General features: G+C 65.7%; 8 protein-coding genes. 3 read left to right on the forward strand and 5 right to left on the reverse strand.

What is annotated here, in order from left to right:
• The 4 genes from K1X74_22605 to K1X74_22620 form a co-directional block, all read right to left on the reverse strand.
• The coding region (locus K1X74_22605; GenBank protein ID MBX7169144.1) for a beta-propeller fold lactonase family protein at positions 1 to 3,129 on the reverse strand (3,129 nt) is incomplete at its 3' end.
• A 216-nt stretch (positions 3,130 to 3,345) separates the two neighbouring features.
• Positions 3,346 to 4,323, reverse strand: coding sequence for a GDP-mannose 4,6-dehydratase (locus tag K1X74_22610; GenBank protein ID MBX7169145.1), 978 nt, complete (start codon positions 4,321 to 4,323; stop codon positions 3,346 to 3,348).
• Positions 4,320 to 5,096: a glucose-1-phosphate cytidylyltransferase gene (gene rfbF, locus K1X74_22615; protein MBX7169146.1), complete on the reverse strand. Its 777-nt coding sequence runs from the start codon at positions 5,094 to 5,096 to the stop codon at positions 4,320 to 4,322. Before rfbF ends, K1X74_22610 begins: the two co-directional genes overlap by 4 nt.
• A 101-nt stretch (positions 5,097 to 5,197) precedes the next feature.
• Positions 5,198 to 6,184, reverse strand: a complete 987-nt coding sequence (locus K1X74_22620; protein MBX7169147.1) for an NAD-dependent epimerase/dehydratase — start codon at positions 6,182 to 6,184, stop codon at positions 5,198 to 5,200.
• A gap of 147 nt (positions 6,185 to 6,331) precedes the next feature.
• On the opposite strand from K1X74_22620, the gene K1X74_22625 reads away from it, so the two are divergent.
• The 3 genes from K1X74_22625 to K1X74_22635 all read left to right on the forward strand — a co-directional run bounded on the left by K1X74_22625 (position 6,332) and on the right by K1X74_22635 (position 12,639).
• Positions 6,332 to 9,742: a PSD1 and planctomycete cytochrome C domain-containing protein gene (locus K1X74_22625; GenBank protein MBX7169148.1), complete on the forward strand. Its 3,411-nt coding sequence runs from the start codon at positions 6,332 to 6,334 to the stop codon at positions 9,740 to 9,742.
• A 76-nt stretch (positions 9,743 to 9,818) separates the two neighbouring features.
• Complete coding sequence (locus K1X74_22630; protein ID MBX7169149.1) at positions 9,819 to 11,285, forward strand: DUF1501 domain-containing protein; 1,467 nt, start codon at positions 9,819 to 9,821, stop codon at positions 11,283 to 11,285.
• Positions 11,286 to 11,298: 13 nt separating this feature from the next.
• Positions 11,299 to 12,639, forward strand: a complete 1,341-nt coding sequence (locus K1X74_22635) for an SGNH/GDSL hydrolase family protein (protein ID MBX7169150.1) — start codon at positions 11,299 to 11,301, stop codon at positions 12,637 to 12,639.
• Here K1X74_22635 and K1X74_22640 read toward each other — a convergent pair.
• Positions 12,636 to 16,412 (reverse strand): SDR family NAD(P)-dependent oxidoreductase, encoded by a 3,777-nt coding sequence (locus tag K1X74_22640; GenBank protein MBX7169151.1) that lies wholly within the window; start codon positions 16,410 to 16,412, stop codon positions 12,636 to 12,638. The two genes, K1X74_22635 and K1X74_22640, sit on opposite strands and share 4 nt — an antisense overlap.
• Positions 16,413 to 16,510 lie beyond the last annotated feature (98 nt).

A 16,510-nucleotide genomic window follows, 5' to 3' on the forward strand; every position in this document is an offset into this window, starting at 1 on the left:
GTCGAGCGTGTCGGCCCCCTTGTAGCCGAACAGCACGTCGAGGCCGTCTTCGCCGAACAGCCGGTCGCCCTGGTCGGTGCCTTGCGTGCCGCCGACGAGCAGGTCGTTGCCCTGGCCGCCGTAGAGCGAGTCGCCGCGGTTGCCGCCGTAAAGAGCGTCGTCGCCGTTGCCGCCGTAGAGCTCGACGATCCGCTGGCCGATGAACTCCGCGTCGAGCACGTCGAGGCTGTCGTAGCCGTAGGCCTTGATCCGGCCGTTGATGCCCGACATGAGGACGTTCGAGTAGTTCAACACCGAGTTTTCGAACTGCGTGAAGACGGTGATCGACGTGCCGGCGCCGATGAAGAACACGCCGTCGAACCCCGGCGTGCCGCCCCACAGCAAATCCGTGGTCGAGCCGTTGAAGCGAGCGACTTGCTTGTTGACGGTGACGTTCGTGGTCGAGCTGCCGCCGGTGCCGCCGTCGTCGTCGGTCGCGCGGACGGCGATAGTCTTGGTGCCGGTGGTCGGATAGCTGTGCGTGACGGTCGTGCCGACCGGACCGCTGACCGACTGATCCCAGACGCCGTTGTTGTCCCAGTCGATGTCCCAGGTGAACGCGCCGGCCTGGTCGGCCGACGCCGGATCGGTCGCCGTGAGCGTGTAAGTGACCGACTCGCCGCGGAACTGCGTGGCAAACGCGGCGGCGATCGCCGCGGTGGGCGCAAGATTGTCGATTGTCAGCGTCGTGGGAGCCGAGTCGACCACGCCGCCATCGCCGTCGTCGACGCGCAGTCGAACCGCAAAGACGCCGGGGCCATCGGACAGGCCCAGCGCCGCCAATTGGGCCGGACTCAACGTGGGATTCGCGCCGGTCGCGTCGCCAAACACCAGGTCGCCGTTCAGATCCCAACTGAAACTAAGCGTATCGACCGGATCGCTCCCGAAGCCGGCCAGCGATAGGCCGTCGCCTTCGTTGATCACGTAGGGGCCACCGGCGTCCGCCAAGGTGGGCGGCAGGTTGTTGATCGTGAGCGTCGTCGGCGCAGAGGTCGTGATCCCACCGTCGCCGTCGTCGACGCGCAAGCGAACTGTGTAGACGCCGTCGTCGATGCCCAGCGACAGCAACTGTGCCCAGGTGAGCGAGGGTGCCACACCCGTGGCATCGCCAAAAACCAGGTCGCCATTGAGGTCCCAGCTAAACAACAGCGGGTCGTTCACGCCGGCCGGATCGCTGCCGCTGCCCAGGAGAGCCAGGCCCGTACCTTCGTCGATCGCGTAGGGGACGCCGGCGTCGGCCGTGGGGGCGACGTTATTGACGGTGACCTGGATCGTCTCGGAATCGTTCATCGCCGGAACGCCGTTGTCGGTAACGATGATCGTGATCGAGACCGGGCCGACGAAGTTATCGCCGGGGGTCCAGGTAAAGACGCCGGTGTCCGGATCGATCGAAGCGCCAGCCGGCGCCCCGGGGCCGAGGCTGTAGACGAGCGAATCGAGATCGGGGTCCGAGGCCGAGGCTGTAAAGGTCAGGAGCGCGGCTTCGTTGACCACCTGGTTGCCGATCGGGTCCAACACCGGAGCCCCGTTGCTCAGGCTCGGGTTCCGCACGCCGAAATCCTTGCCGGTCACGACCTCGTTGCCGACGATCGTCACGATATGCACCGGCTTCTCGCGGCGAAACACGGCCACCGCGTCGTCGTTGAAGCTGCCGACGTAGAGGAACTTTTCGTCGGGCGAGAGCACCACGGCATGCACGCCGCCCAAACCGTCGATCCCGCCGGCTCCGTCGGTGTAAGCGGTTGCCAACGTCAGGGCACCGGTGTTGACGTCGCGGTTGAATGCCGTGAGCGTATTATCGTTGAACCCGGCCACGTAATAGTGCCGCCCATCGTCGCTGAACGTCTGGGCGATGGCCCCGTCGAGGCCGTTATTGCCGCCGACACCATCGAAATAGGACGCGACATAGGTCAACATGCCCGTGGTCGGATTGCGCGTGAAATGCGCAATGGCGTCGTCGACCGTACCCAGCGCGTAGACATGATTTCCGTCGGGGCTGATCTTGACCGAGATGGCGTTGTCGAGGCCGTCGACGCCGCCGACGCCGTCGAACCAGGTCTGCTCGTAGGTCAGCAGGCCGGTCGACTGATTGCGGGTAAACAGTGTCACCGAGCTATCGACCAGCGCGGCCACGTAGACGTGATTGCCGTCCTCGGACAAGGTGATGGCCCGGGCCTCATCGAGGCCGTCGACCCCGTCGACGCCGTCGCGATAGACGGCCTGGAAGGTGAGCAGCCCGGTGACAGGATTGCGGCTGAACACCGAGACGGCGTCTTCAAATCGACCGGCCGAGTAGAGGAAATTCTCATCCGGCGAAAGCTCGATCACGCCGACGCCATCGAGACCGTCGACGCCGTTCACGCCGTCCTGGAACGTTGTGACATAGCTGATCGCCCCGGTGGTCGTGTTGCGGCTGAACAGGCCGATCGCATCGTCGCCACGGGCCGCGGTATAGATCCACTTGCCGTCGCTGCTCATCGTCACCCAGTGCGCGGCGCGGAGACCGTCGACTCCGGCGATGCCGTCGATGAGCGCATTGCGATACGTCAGCAGCCCCGAAACGGGGTCACGATCGAACCAGACCAGCGCGTTCTCGAGAATCGAGACGACGTAGATATTCTTGCCGTCGGGGCTGGTGATGATTTCTTCGGCGCCGTTGAGACCGTTGATACTGCCGACGTTGTCCTTGTAATTGGCCAGGTAAGTGAGCTGCGGCCCGGGCAGCGGCGAAGTCAGGCTCCACCCCAATTGCATCACCTGGGTGACGTGGTAGTTGCCCGGCGCAAGACCGGTGAACGCGTAATCGCCGTTGACGTCGGTCAACTGGCTCGGCTCGCCGAACTCGGGCACGCCGTTCTGGTTGAGATCGAGATAGACCGTCCAGTTCGCGACCCTGGGCTCGCTTCCTTCGAGCACTCCGTCGCTGTCGAGATCGTGCCAGACGGTCCCGTGAATCTCGCCGTCGAGCATCTGCCGGACTTCGAGCCGTTCGGCGCGCCGCTCCCAGCCGAGCGCGACATCGAGCGATCTCGTGCGTCGTTTGTTGGCAAGAATCCCTTGACGGATTCTGCTGAGCTGGCCCCATCGCATAAAGCGCATCCCGGTGTCCCCCAAAGTGTGCTGGCGACGCGCCCTTGGATCCGTTTGGGCGCGACTCGGCAACGAAACGCAAGCGCGGATTGCGCAGGCCGCCAAGCCCGAGCCCCCTTGCCGGGGGAAGCCGATCAACGAGTGCCTTCCAAGGTAGCCGTTGACGACGATTCACGCCAACGAAAATCCAGGAAGTCCCGAGCCCTTTTTTGGGGTCTAGGACAAGAACTCGCGGTACCAGGCGATCGTTTCGCGCAGGCCTGCTTCGAGCGTCCAGCGCGAAGCCCATCCGAGCCTTGCGCGGGCCTTGGCACAGCTCAGATACTGCCGCGGGATCTCGGCGGTGGCCTGGTTTTGAATCACTGGCTCCAAGTCGGAACGCCCGAGCAGTGCCGCCATCAACTTGACCATCTCGACAACCGAAAGTGGGGTTTCGGTACCGAAGTTGAACGCCTCGCCGTAATTGGCCTCGTCCTGCAGGGCGTCGGCCAGATCGAGATACGCCGTCGCTGCGTCGCGGACATAGAAGTAATCGCGCACGAACGTGCCGTCGCTGCGAATCACCGGACGCTCGCCAGCCAACAAGGAGCGAATGGTGCCCGGTACCAACCTGCTGAAGTTCAAGTCGCCGGGTCCGAACAAATTGCCGCAACGTGTGATCGCAATCGGCAACCGGTAGGTCTGGAAATAGCTGCGCGCGATTTGTTCCGCGCAGGCCTTCGAAGCGTCGTACGGGTATCGACCAGCGAGCGGAAACGATTCGTCGTAGGGAAGCTGCGGGTGCTCGCCGTAGGCCTTGTCGCTCGAGGCCAGCACGATGCGCTTGACGAGTTGCGGGCACAGCCGGCAGGCCTCGAGCAGATTCCAGGTGCCGCGGATGTTGGCCTCGAAGGTCGACAGCGGCGAACGGTTGGCGGTGCCCACGATGGTTTGGGCGCCCAAGTGAAAGACGGTATGGATTTCGTGCTCGTTGACCGTCCGCAGCAGCTTTGGAAAATCTTCCAACTCGCCCGGAACGACGACGGTCGAGCGGTAGATGCCTTCGGAGAAGAAGGGGCTCACCCCGACCGAATCGCGCACCAGGGCGACGACCGCGGCGCCCCGGGCGAGCAGCTCGCGCACGAGCGCGGCACCCAGCAGTCCGGTCGCCCCGGTGACGAGCACGGGTCGATACTTCCAAGCGGGCTGGTTCATGAATCCGTGGCCGTCATCCAGGGGGCGTGACCGGAATTCCAGAGCGACTCGAGCTGGCGTTTATCGCGCAGGGTGTCCATCGGCTGCCAGAACCCCGGATGACAAAACGCCATCAACTGGCCGCGTGCGGCGAGTTGTTCGAGCGGCTCTCGCTCCAGGATACACCCGTCGCCATCTAGGTAGTCGAACAGCTCCGGCTCGAAAACGAAGAACCCGCCGTTGATCCAGCCTTCGCCGGCCTGCGGCTTCTCGGCAAACTCGCGGACCTGCTGGCCGGACAGCACGAGGGCCCCAAACCGCGCGGGGGGCCGGACGGCAGTGACCGTGGCGACACGGCCATGGGACCGATGAAACGCAACCAACTCGCGTATGTTGACGTTGCTCAGCCCATCGCCGTACGTGGCCATGAAAGTCTCGTTGCCGACCCAGCGGCGAAGCCGCTGGATGCGGCCGCCGGTCATGGTCTCGATGCCGGTATCGAAGACGCCGACGCGCCAATCCAGCTTGCCGGCGTCGATGGTTTCGACGGCACCGGACTTCAGATCGACGAAGAAATCATGATGATGCACGTGGGCGTTGTGAAAGTACTCCTTAATCACCTCGCCCTGGTAGCCGCAGGCCACGAGAAAGTCGCGAAAGCCGTGCGCGGCGTAGATGTGCAGCAGGTGCCACAGGATGGGCTTGCCGCCGATCTCGACCATCGGCTTGGGCCGTGTGGCCGTCTCTTCCGCCAGCCGCGTGCCGCGGCCGCCGGCCAAGATGATGGTTTGCATGAGTCGCCGTCGCAGGTCGAGTGAACGAATCGATCGCTCGATAGCCGATGTTAGCAGCCGCAAACGCGCTTCGACAGCGCAGCGCCGAGGGACCGTTCCGATTACAACGCCAGCAACGATTGTGCGGCCGACGCGGTGCGTCGGACGCCCTCGGCAGGAGTCGTCGCGGGCACCCAACCAGTGCGCAAATGCAGCCGCTCCAGGCTCACGGGATCGTGCTCCATCTCGCCCGCTCGCCCGGCCAGCGCGCCGAATTTCAACCGCGCCGGATCGATCCCCAGCACGCTGGCGGCATGTTCGGCGAACTCGCGTACGCTCAGCAGCTCGCCTGTGGCGAGATTCACCGTGGCCTCTTGCGCGGGTCGTAGATTGACTGCGGCCGCGAGCCGTAACAACCCCTCGGCCACATCGCCCACGTAGCAAAAATCTCGACGTTGGGTGCCGGCCGTGAGCGGGATATCGTCCGCCGTGGCGGCGGCCCGGATGAGCGTGTTGAGCAGCCTGCCTTCGCGTTCGCCGGGCCCGTAGACGGTAAACAACCGCGCCACCACGATCGGCAGCCCCGTCGCGGCCTGCGCTTCGAGATACCGCGTGGCGGCGAGCTTGGTGCGGCCATAGGCACTGGTGGGTTCTGCCGGCCCGCTTTCGCTCAGGTTGCCGCCGACATTGCCATACTCGAAGGCACTCCCGGCGTGAACGAGCACCGCCGGCGCAAGACCGGCCTGGGCACGTTGGAACTCGACCAACTCGCTCACCAACTCGGTGTTGATCCGGCGGAGCCGCGGCTCATCCTGCTCGAACGGATAAACCCCATATCCGGCAAGATTGAAAATCACCTCGGGTTGGCGATTTCGCAGCAGTTCGCGTACCGCTCCCGGGGTAGCCAGATCGCTCAGAATCACGTCCGACGCGACGGGCAGCGCCGCGGCCAGGGCACCCAGTCGGGCCTCGTCCCGACCCACGAGCAGCGGCCGCATCCCGGCCTCGGCAGCGGCCATTGCTGCCCAGCGGCCGACAAAGCCCGTGCTTCCCAGCACCAGGGCGCTGCGGCCGCGCAATCGATCGATCACCGTAGGGGGGAGCGACATCTTGGGTGCAAGGTACGGCAAAGCAAATTTCACAAGTCGATGGCCGGCGGCCGTTTCTATCCTGCCCGGGCGGCGGTGGTAGAATAGAGTTTCACACCAGCCGGGTCGCTTTTTGATTGTACCTGGCGAGTTGTCGGGGGATGGCCTGTGCTGCGAAAGCCGCCAAGCGCGAGCGTCTGGGCAGTCGTGCTCGGCGTGTTGGCGTTGCCATGGTCCGACGCGGCCTGGGGGGCCGAGCCGCAGACCGATGCGGCCGCCGACGCGTTTTTCGAGACCCAGGTCCGCCCCCTGTTGGTGGCGCGGTGCGGCAAGTGCCATGGTCCCAACGTTCAGGAGCCCAAGGGTGGGCTGGCCTTTTCTTCGCGCGAGCGACTGCTCGAGGGGGGCGACCGGGGGCCGGCAGTCGTTCCAGGGCAGTCCGAGCAGAGCCTGTTGATTGAGGCCGTGCGGCACGACCAGAACACCGATCTGCGGATGCCCCCCGGCGGCAAGCTGAGCGACGCCGAAGTGGCCACGCTCGCGCAATGGATCGCCGACGGCGTTGTCTGGCCGACGAGTACCGGCGCCACGGCCGCGGGTGAACTGCCGGCCGACTGGGCGTTTCAAGCGGTGGGCAACCCGGCGCCTCCCGACGTGCAAGACCGCTCGTGGCCCCGCGATGACCTCGATCGGTTCATCCTGGCGCGGCTCGAAGCCGCGGGGCTCGCGCCCGCTGCGCCGCTCGACAAGCCGGCCTGGTTGCGGCGCGTGACTTTCGACCTGATCGGGCTGCCGCCGACTCCCGAGGAACTGGACGCGTTCATGGGTGACACTTCGCCCGACGCCCTCGCCAAGGTGGTCGACCGTCTGCTGGCGAGTCCGCACTACGGCGAGCGCTGGGCGCGGCACTGGCTCGACGTGGTCGGCTATGCCGAGACCGACGGTCATGAGTTCGATACTCCCAAGCCCGACATGTATCGCTATCGCGATTACTTGATCGAGGCGTTCAACGAAGATTTGCCGTACGACGCCTTCGTGCGCGAGCACCTGGCCGGTGACCTCTTGCCGCTGCGGTTGAGTTCGGATGGCAAGCGGTTGGCCTCGCTCGTGGCGACGGGCTGGTTTTTTCTGGGCGACGTGCAGAACGTGCCCGTCGACGAGGCGCTGGCCGTGGCCAACATCGTCGATCGGCAACTGGACGTCGGTGGCAAGGCGTTTCTGGGCCTGACCGTCGGGTGCGCCCGCTGCCACGACCATAAGTTCGATCCGATTCCGACGGCCGACTATTACGCCCAGGCGGGGATGATCTACAGCACCGCCCGGGTCCATCGTTCCGTCGATTCGCCGAAACAGCTCGCGGCCATCGAAACCCAACGGCAGGCGCTGGCCGCATGCCAGAGCGAAATCGAGGCGATCGAAGAACAATTGCGCGGCGCAACGCGACGCGAACTCGTCGGCCAGTTGAAGGACTATCTGCTGACCGCGACTCGACTACTCGGCGCCGGCGCGCCGCCCGCCAAGCGGGACGTGGAGTCGGCGGCGCAACAGGCGGGGCTCGACGCGCGGCGACTGGCCATCTGGTGCGAACGGCTGCCAGCGCTCAAGCAAACCAAAGATCCGGTCTTTTACATTTGGACGCGGCTGATGGACCAGGAGGGACGCTGGTTCGCTCGACGCGCCGCGCAGTTAGGCGAACGACTGGCGCAGGTCCACGTGCCAGGCTACGGGCATCGCAACGGCGAAGCGATTGTCGAAGACTTTGAACAGGGCGCTGCTCATGGCTGGACGGCCACCGGGCCAGCTTTCGCGTCCGGCCCCGCGCAGGCCGTACCAGCCGACGTGCGCGGCGTCGCGGGGAGCGGATACGCCGATAGCCGCGGCGGTGTCGGCGATGTGTTGACCGGGCGATGGCTGAGCCCGCCCGTGGTGCTCAACAAGCCTTGGATCAATTTCCTGATCGCGGGAACGAATGCGCCTCAGCGCGTGTGCCTGAACACGCTCGTCTTCGGCCAGGCCTTGCCGGACCTGAGTGCCACCGGCGATGGCACCGATCAATTGCGGCTGGTGTCGATCCGTGTTCCCAATTTGCTGGGGCGGGAGTTGCAGTTTGAGCTTGTCGATACGGAAACGACGCCCGGCAGCCATGTGCTGGTCGACCAGATTTTCTTTTCCGATGAAGAGCCGCGAGCACCGGAGCCGAATCCGAACGCGCGGCTCGTCGAACTGCTGCGGGCCGGCCGGTTGAATTCGCTGGACGAGCTTGCGGAGCGGTACCAAACGGCGTTCGCTGAAGCGCTGGATGCCTGGCAGGCAAGCTGGCAACGGTATGCCGAGGCCGCCGCGGAGGCACGCGCGCCGCTGCCGCCACCACCCCAAGCCATCGAGCCTGCGGCTGCCGACGAGTTGCGCCGCTGGATCTGCGCTGCAGACTCACCGTTCGCGGTCACCAGCGCCGATGTGCCGGCCGGATCCGCGGCAATCACCGAGCGGCTCGCGGAGCTGTACAGCCAACGCGACGCCATCGTCGCGCAATTCCCCGAATCCACCCTGGCCCGCGTCGCTTGCGACGTGCATCCGCGCGACATGCGCGTGCAGATATCCGGCAGTCCCCAGAAGCTGGGCGAACTGGTCCCTCGAGGACTGCTGACCGCGCTGCACCACGCTTCGCCGCACCCGGAGCTTTCGGGCAGCGGGCGGCGCGAATGGGCCGCATGGATGACGGCGCCCGACAACCCCTTGACGGCCCGGGTGATGGTCAATCGCGTCTGGCTGCATCACTTCGGGCAAGGCCTGGTGCGCACACCCGACAATTTCGGCGCCTTGGGTGAACGACCGACACATCCCGACTTGCTCGATTACCTGGCACGCGAGTTCGTCCGCGAAGGCTGGTCGCTCAAGCGGCTGCATCGCCGCATCGCGCTATCGGCGACCTATCAACAAGGCAGCGCCATGTCGGCTCAGGCCGCGCAGAGCGACCCGGCAAATCGGCTGTGGCATCACGTACCCCAGCGGCGGCTCGAGGCCGAGTGCGTCCGCGACGCGCTGTTGGCCGTCGCGGGCAACCTCGATCGCAGTTTGTACGGGCGGCCCGTGCCGATCTATTTCCCGGCGTATGTGAAGTACATCGACTACCGCGATTCGCCGGGCGAGTCGGGCCCGCTAGACGGCGAGGGGCGCCGCAGCCTGTATCTGCAAGTGCGGCGCAATTATGCCGACATCCTGCTGTCGGCATTCGATTTCCCCAAGCCTGACAATTGCGTAGGGCTGCGGCGCACTTCGGTCCTGCCGGCGATGGCCCTGTCGATGCTGAACAACGACTTTGTGACGCATCAGGCCGGAGTTTGGGCCGGCGCGCTGCGCGCGGCCGCTCCGGCTACGAGCGCGCGCATCGAGTTGGCCTATCGTCAGGCTCTTTCGCGGCTGCCGGATGACGACGAACGCGCGGCCGCCGAGGTGTTCCTGCGCGAGCAAGCCGAGGCGTATCGGCAGTTGAACGCGCAGAGCGATGCCCCGGGCGACGCTTGGCACGACCTGTGCCATGTGATCTTCAACCTGCAAGAATTCCTGTATTCCCCCTGATCGCTCCCTCGCCGGCAATCCGGAATCGACCGCCACAATGCAGCCGCCCTCATGCCCTAACTGCGAACCGGCCGGGATGCAACCGCCGGGAAGCGAGCGCCCCTCGCGGCGCGAGTGGCTGCTGCGCGCCGCGGGCGGATTTGGCGGCCTCGCCTTGGCAGGGCTGCTTTCGTCGTGCCAACGGAGCGGCGGCGAGTCAGCCTCGCGGGCACCGGCCGATACGCCGCGCGCCCCCGGCCAGCGGCTGCCGCAGGTGGTCTCCACGGGTCCGCGCAAGCCAGCCCGCCACGTGATCTGCCTGTACATGGACGGCGGTCCCTCGCAAATCGACACCTTCGATCGCAAGCCGCGCTTGGATCGCGAAAACGGCCAACCGATCAAGATGAGCACGCCGCAGACGCAGTTCCGTATCGGGAACAAAGTGCTGGCCTCGCCGTTCAAGTTCTCGCAATATGGCGAAAACGGTACCTGGGTGAGCGAACTATTCCGCGAGACGGCGCAACACATCGATCGCTTGGCGCTGGTCCGCTCGATGGTCGCCGATCATTCGGAACACACGGCGGCCAATTACCAGATGCACACGGGCTGGCCGCTGCAGGGGCGACCGAGCATGGGCTCGTGGATCACCTACGGGCTGGGCACCGAATGTCAGGACCTGCCGGGCTATGTCGTGCTCGATGCCGGGCAGTTGCCGCTCGGTGGGCTCGAATGTTTCAGCCAGGGCTTCTTGCCGCTGTCGACGCAGGGGACGCTGTTCCGTCGCGGCGACTATCCGGTGGCCGATATCCGGCCGCAGGAGCCGCGTCCCGACCTGCAGCGCCGCAAGCTCGACTTGATGACGCAGTGGAACCGGCATCACCAGTCAGGAGGAGCCAACTATCCCGAGTTGGAAGGCCTGATTGCGCAGTACGAAATGGCGTTCCAGATGCAATCGGCCGTGCCGGCGCTCGTCAACATCTCCGACGAGACGCCCGCCATGCTGCGCAACTATGGCATCGACCAGCCGCACAGCGAGGTGTTCGGGCGGCAATGCCTGCTGGCCCGGCGGTTGGTCGAACGCGGGGTGCGTTTCGTACAGGTCCTGCCGCCGCCGCTGCCCGATCACAACCACTGGGACCAGCACAACAAGCTGGCCGCCTATCATCGCGACAATGCCCTGGCGGTCGATCGTCCGATCGCCGGGCTGATCACCGATCTCGTTGCCCGTGGGCTGTGGGACGAGACGCTGCTGGTCTGGGGCGGAGAATTCGGCCGGACGCCCACTGCCCAGGAGATGCCCGACGGCCAGCACGGCCGCGACCACAATCCCTATGGGTTCACGATGTGGCTGGCTGGCGGAGCCGTGCGTGGTGGGACGATCTATGGCGCGACCGACGAGTACGGCTATTACGCCGTGGAGAACCCTGTGCACGTGCACGATCTCCACGCGACGATTTTGCAGCTCATGGGCATCGATCACACGCAACTAACCTATCGGTATGGCGGGCGCGATTTCCGTCTGACCGACGTGTACGGCAACGTCGTCCACGATTTGATCGCCTAGAGACTGCATGGGCGTGAACGGCACCGCAACCAGCCAACGTGGCCATCTCGCGGCAGCTTACGCCGGCCTCGTGCTGCTGCCGGCGGTGGCGCTGGTCGACACGCTGGCGGCCAGCGTGCAAGGCTGGCCCCCCGCGGCGCGGGGCAACTATGGGTCGTTGATGTTCGCGGCCTGCGGCGCGGCCCTGATCGCCGCCACGGCATCGTTTCTGTGCGCCTTGCTCGTCGGACCGGTGCGCAGGGCGCTGCGCCGCGCGTCCTGGCGGCTCTTGTCGCTCAGCACTGCTACGCTGGCCGGCGTGCTGCTGGCCGAAGCGCTGCTCGCGGCGTTTGCTCCCGGGCCGCCGTTTCATCTGCGGCCGCCAGGGACGACGTATGTGTTCGATCCCGACCCCTTCACGCTGTATCACGTCAGCGGCGAGGCGTACAGCACGATCAACGCGCAAGGCGTGCGTGGTCCTGAACTGCCGCCGCGCGATCAGGCAATGCGCGTCCTCTGCGTGGGTGGCAGCACGACGGAATGCTACTACCTGGACGACGACGAGTGCTGGACCGCACAACTCGCCGGGCAGTTGCAGCGGTGCAGCGAATGCCCGGTTTGGGTCGGGGCCGCGGCGGTGAGCGAGTATGCAACGGCTCAGCATTTGCGATTTCTCGCCGAGAGCCCGCTGGTCGCCGAGATGGATGCCGTCGTCTTGCTGGTGGGCATCAACGATTTCGTGCGCCAGCTGCGGCAAATGGACACGGGCACCCACCTTGGACCGCTCTGGGCGCGCAGCCGGATTCTGCAGGTGGTCAAAGCGGCCTGGAACCGTAGCGAAGCGGGGTTTGTTGTCGACCGCACCGGGGAAAAACTCGACCGGTTGCGACTGGGCGGCGACATCGCCGAACCCGCCGGCGGCTTGCGGCTGGATGCCGAGCTGGACGCCTATCGCCAACGCCTGGAGGAGATCTGCGAGGTGGCCCGCAGGCGCAAACTGCGGCTGGTGCTCGTTACCCAACCAACGCTTTGGACCGACTATCTCACCCCCGCTGCACAGCAACGCCTCAACCTCGCGCGCGTGGTGCCGATGCGGCGCCCGTGGAGTTTTCTCGACGCGGTACCGCTGGCCGACGCCTTCGAGCGCTACAACGAAGCGACGCTCGAGGTCGCTCAGCAGCAACGCATCCAAGCGTGCGACGCGGCTTTGGCGCTCTCCGGCCAAGAGGCGTTGTTCTACGACGATTACCATCTGAACGAGGCCGGTTGCGCGGCGCTCGGGCGCGTGCTGGCCGACTGGTTCTGCGGGCAGAATTCAAGCCCGGGCCACGGCCCAGCGACAACCGCGATTCCCGAGCAGGCCGCGTCCCCCTAACGGGCGTGCGCCGGTCCGGTGAGTTCGCGATACAAGAACTCGGACAGCGTCTCGAGATTCGGATACTGCTGGAGGGTGTTGAACGGCAGGGCGTGGCCAACCAACGTCTCGAGTTCGCGAGTCAACTGGACGACCAGGATCGAATCGAGCCCCAAATCGGCGAAGCTTTGTTGTCGATCGAGCGCAGCTTGTGCGACCTCGAGCAACCGCGCCAAGCGTTCTGCAAGATGGCGCTCGACCTCGTCGGGCGAGGCGAGCGATGGTCGGGGCGGGAGCGGCGCCGCCTGCCCACCGGCAGGCTCGACCGCTTGCGGCGCAGCGCTCAAGAGGTGCTTGCCCTGTGGTCCCAGAGCGGCAATGACCACTTGCGGACAATCGAGCTGTAACGCCCGCTGGAACGCCGCGAGCGCATCGCCGGTGCGCATCGGTTCGAGCGTGCCGCTGCGCCGCACGCGTTCGACGTGTGGCACCGCCATGCCGGTTTCGCCCCACAGCCCCCAATTGATGCTCATCGTGGGTCGACCTGCCCCCGTGCGCCACACGGCAAACGCATCGAGGCAGCGGTTGGCAGCCGCATAGGGCGCCTGGCCGGGTCCTCCCCACCACGAAGCCACCGAAGAGAACAACACCATCCAGTCGAGCTGCTCGTGCCGGGTCGCCTGATCGAGTGCCCATGCGCCTTGAATCTTGCCCCGCAAAACCTCTTCGATATCTTTCGCCGATAACGTGGCGAGCAAGCCGTCGCGCGTCGTGCCGGCCGCATGCAAGATGCCATGCAAGGCACCGTAGCGTTCCTTTACGCGCGCGACCAGGTCGGTCATCTCTTCGATGTCGGCCACGTCGCCGGCGACCGGCCAGACTTCTGCACCGTCGGCTTCGAGCGCCAGCAATTCGCGCAAGCGCCGGGCCACGACGTCGTGCGGCGAGCGACGCCGCAGGGATGCCTCCCAGCTCTTGCGGGCCGGCAATTTCGTACGGCCCAGCAACACGACCTTGGCGCGGTAATGCGTGTGCAGCCAGCGGGCCAACTCCAGGCCAATGCCTCCCAGTCCACCGGTGATCAGATAGACGCCACCCTGGCGCAATGCGTGGGGCCGGCGCGACCAGGCGGCAAAATCCAAGGGACGCCAACCGGCTACCCAGCGCGCATCGCCATGATATGCGACCTGGATCGGCGAGGCCTGCGTGCCTTGCGCCGCCAATTCGCTCAAGATCACGGCGCCGGCCTGTTCGACCGAGTCGTGTGCCAGGTCCAGATCAATCGCGGCCAGGCGGCAGCTTGGCTCTTCCTGGGCCAACGATCCGATCAGCCCAAACGCGGCTGCCTGCTCCGGGTAGGCGACTCGATCTTCATCGCGCGCCTGCTGCGATCGATCGGTCACAACCATCAGCCGCGCCAGGCGGCGCGCCGACCAGGTCTTCCAGAGCAGATGCAAGCTGCGAACGCCGTCGGACAATCGCGCCGAAAGCTCGAACATCGATCCCACGTCGCCGCCTTCGGCGTTCAGACACCACAAGTGAACGACGCCGGCCACATGTTTCCCCGCGGCGCGCCACAACGCGCGATAACCGTCGATCGCGTCCGGGTTCAGCTCGAGCTCCCCGTCCGACACGCGCCGAAAGACCGCGCCGCGCCGAATCTCGATCACTTGTGCGCCGCTGCCGCGCAAGCGCCGTGCGATTTCCGTGCCCACGCCCAGGTCATCGACGAAGACCAGCCATTTTCCCGTGAGTTCCGCGCCGCCCTGCACCAAAGGCGTTGCGGCACGATCTTCGCGCACCCAGGCGGGTTGAAACAGCCAGTTTTCCAATCGGGCAGGTTCAACAGGCACCTCGGTCGCAGGTTGGATGGGTGCTTCTGCAGGCGACGGACGTTGGGTCGCCGTAGCACCGTGCGCAGGAGCAACCGTGCCACGTACGGTGTCACGTTGACGTGCTTGGGGCTCGGCATCGTTCGTCCGTTCGCGCAGCCAATACCGCTGACGTTCAAACGGATACGTCGGCAGCTCGACCCGCTGATACGGCGGATCACGCTGGACCGCCGCCCAGTCGATTTCGCGTCCTTGCGCCCATTGTTCGGCCAGTGCGGCGAGCGCCGTCACACGGGCCTCGCCCTGCAGCAACGCAATACCGGTCGTTGCGCTCTGTTGGTTCGCGATGGGTGCCTGGCTAGATGGCGCGACTGCGGTCGGGCTCACGAAGATCAGCGAACCGGCCAGGTCGTCCCAGCGCGGCGACAGCGAGCAGACGCGCAGTTTGTCAAGCAGTTGATCGCGATAGCGGGCGACGATCGCCAGCCGGCGATTGTGCATGACGCGGCCCAGATTCGAGGTCAGGCACACGTCCCCGAGCGTCCAAGCTTCATCGCCGGACAATCGCTGGAGATAGCGTTCGGCCAGGTGCCGTAGCGCGGTGTCAGAGCGAGCCGACAATGTCAGCACGTGAGCAACCGACGGTTCTGCGTCAGCGGAAAGGTCATCGTGGGGCCCCCCCTGGCCAGACACCGAGGTCCGATCTTCAGTCGCCTGTTCGACGACCACATGGACATTCGTGCCGCCGAAGCCAAAGGCGCTCACCCCCGCGCGGCGCGGCTCGTGCGTGGTCGGCCACGGACGAAGTCGATCGTTGATATAGAACGGGCTCGCTTCGAACGCGATATGGCGGTTGGGCGAGTCGACGTGCAGCGTCGGCGGCAGCAGGCCGTGGCGCACGGCCAGCAGTGCCTTGATGAGTCCGGCCATTCCGGCCGCCGATTCCAGGTGGCCGATATTGGTCTTGGCCGAGCCGAGAGCGCAAAACGCCCGCCCGCCCGGTTGCTCGGCAAACGCCTGCCGCAGTGCGTCCACCTCGATCGGATCGCCGAGCGCCGTACCAGTGCCGTGCGCTTCGAGCAGTCCGATTTGACGGGGTTTCACGCCGGCCTTTCGATACGCATCGCAAATCACAGCCTGCTGCGATTTGGGATTCGGCGCCGCCAGCCCGGCCTTAGCATGACCGTCGTTGTTGACCGCCGTCGAGCGGATGACCGCGAGAATCGGATCGCGGTCGGCCAGGGCATTGGCCAACGGCTTGAGCAAAATGGCGCCCACGCCTTCGCCTCGCACGAAACCGTCCGCCCGGTCGTCGAACGCCTTCACCCGGCCGTCGGCCGCCAGCATGCCGAAGCGCTCGACCATCTCGGTGCCGAGCGGATTGAGCATCAGATTTACGCCGCCTACCAGTGCCGTGCGGCAATCGCCGGTCAACAGGCTCTGGCAGGCCAGATGCAGCGCCACCAGCGACGAGCTGCACGCCGTGTCCACCGTCAGGCTCGGTCCTTGCAAATCGAGCAGGTACGAAACCCGCGTGGCCACCAGCGACACCGCATTGCCCGATTGCAAATGAGCGTCGCTCTCACCCGATAGCGACAGCAATGTTCCGTATTCGTTCGCGTTGACGCCCACGAACACGCCACAACGCGTGGCCGCAAGCTGCTCGGGACGGTATCCAGCCGTCTCGATCGTCTCCCAGGCCACTTCGAGGAACAGCCGCTGTTGCGGGTCCATGAGTCGGGCTTCGTGCGGCGAGATTTTGAAGAATGCCGGATCGAATTGGTCCACTTCGCCGAGATAGCCACCCATGGCAAGTGGGGCATTTGCGATCAATTCCGTGCGCGGGATTGCCCGGGCGCGATCTTCGGTCATCGGCCCCACGCCCGATTGGCCTTGGCAGAGCAGTTGCCAGAAGGCGTCGATGTCGGCTGCACCCGGGAACCGGCACGACCAGCCGATCACCGCCACTCCCTCCGCTGACGACGACGACGTGGCCGATGCCGGCGCGGCAGCCAGTTCGGCACTGCGAACCGCGGCAATGGGCGTCGTGGCAAGGGGGG

This window comes from Pirellulales bacterium (assembly GCA_019694435.1).
Classification (GTDB): domain Bacteria; phylum Planctomycetota; class Planctomycetia; order Pirellulales; family JAEUIK01; genus JAIBBZ01.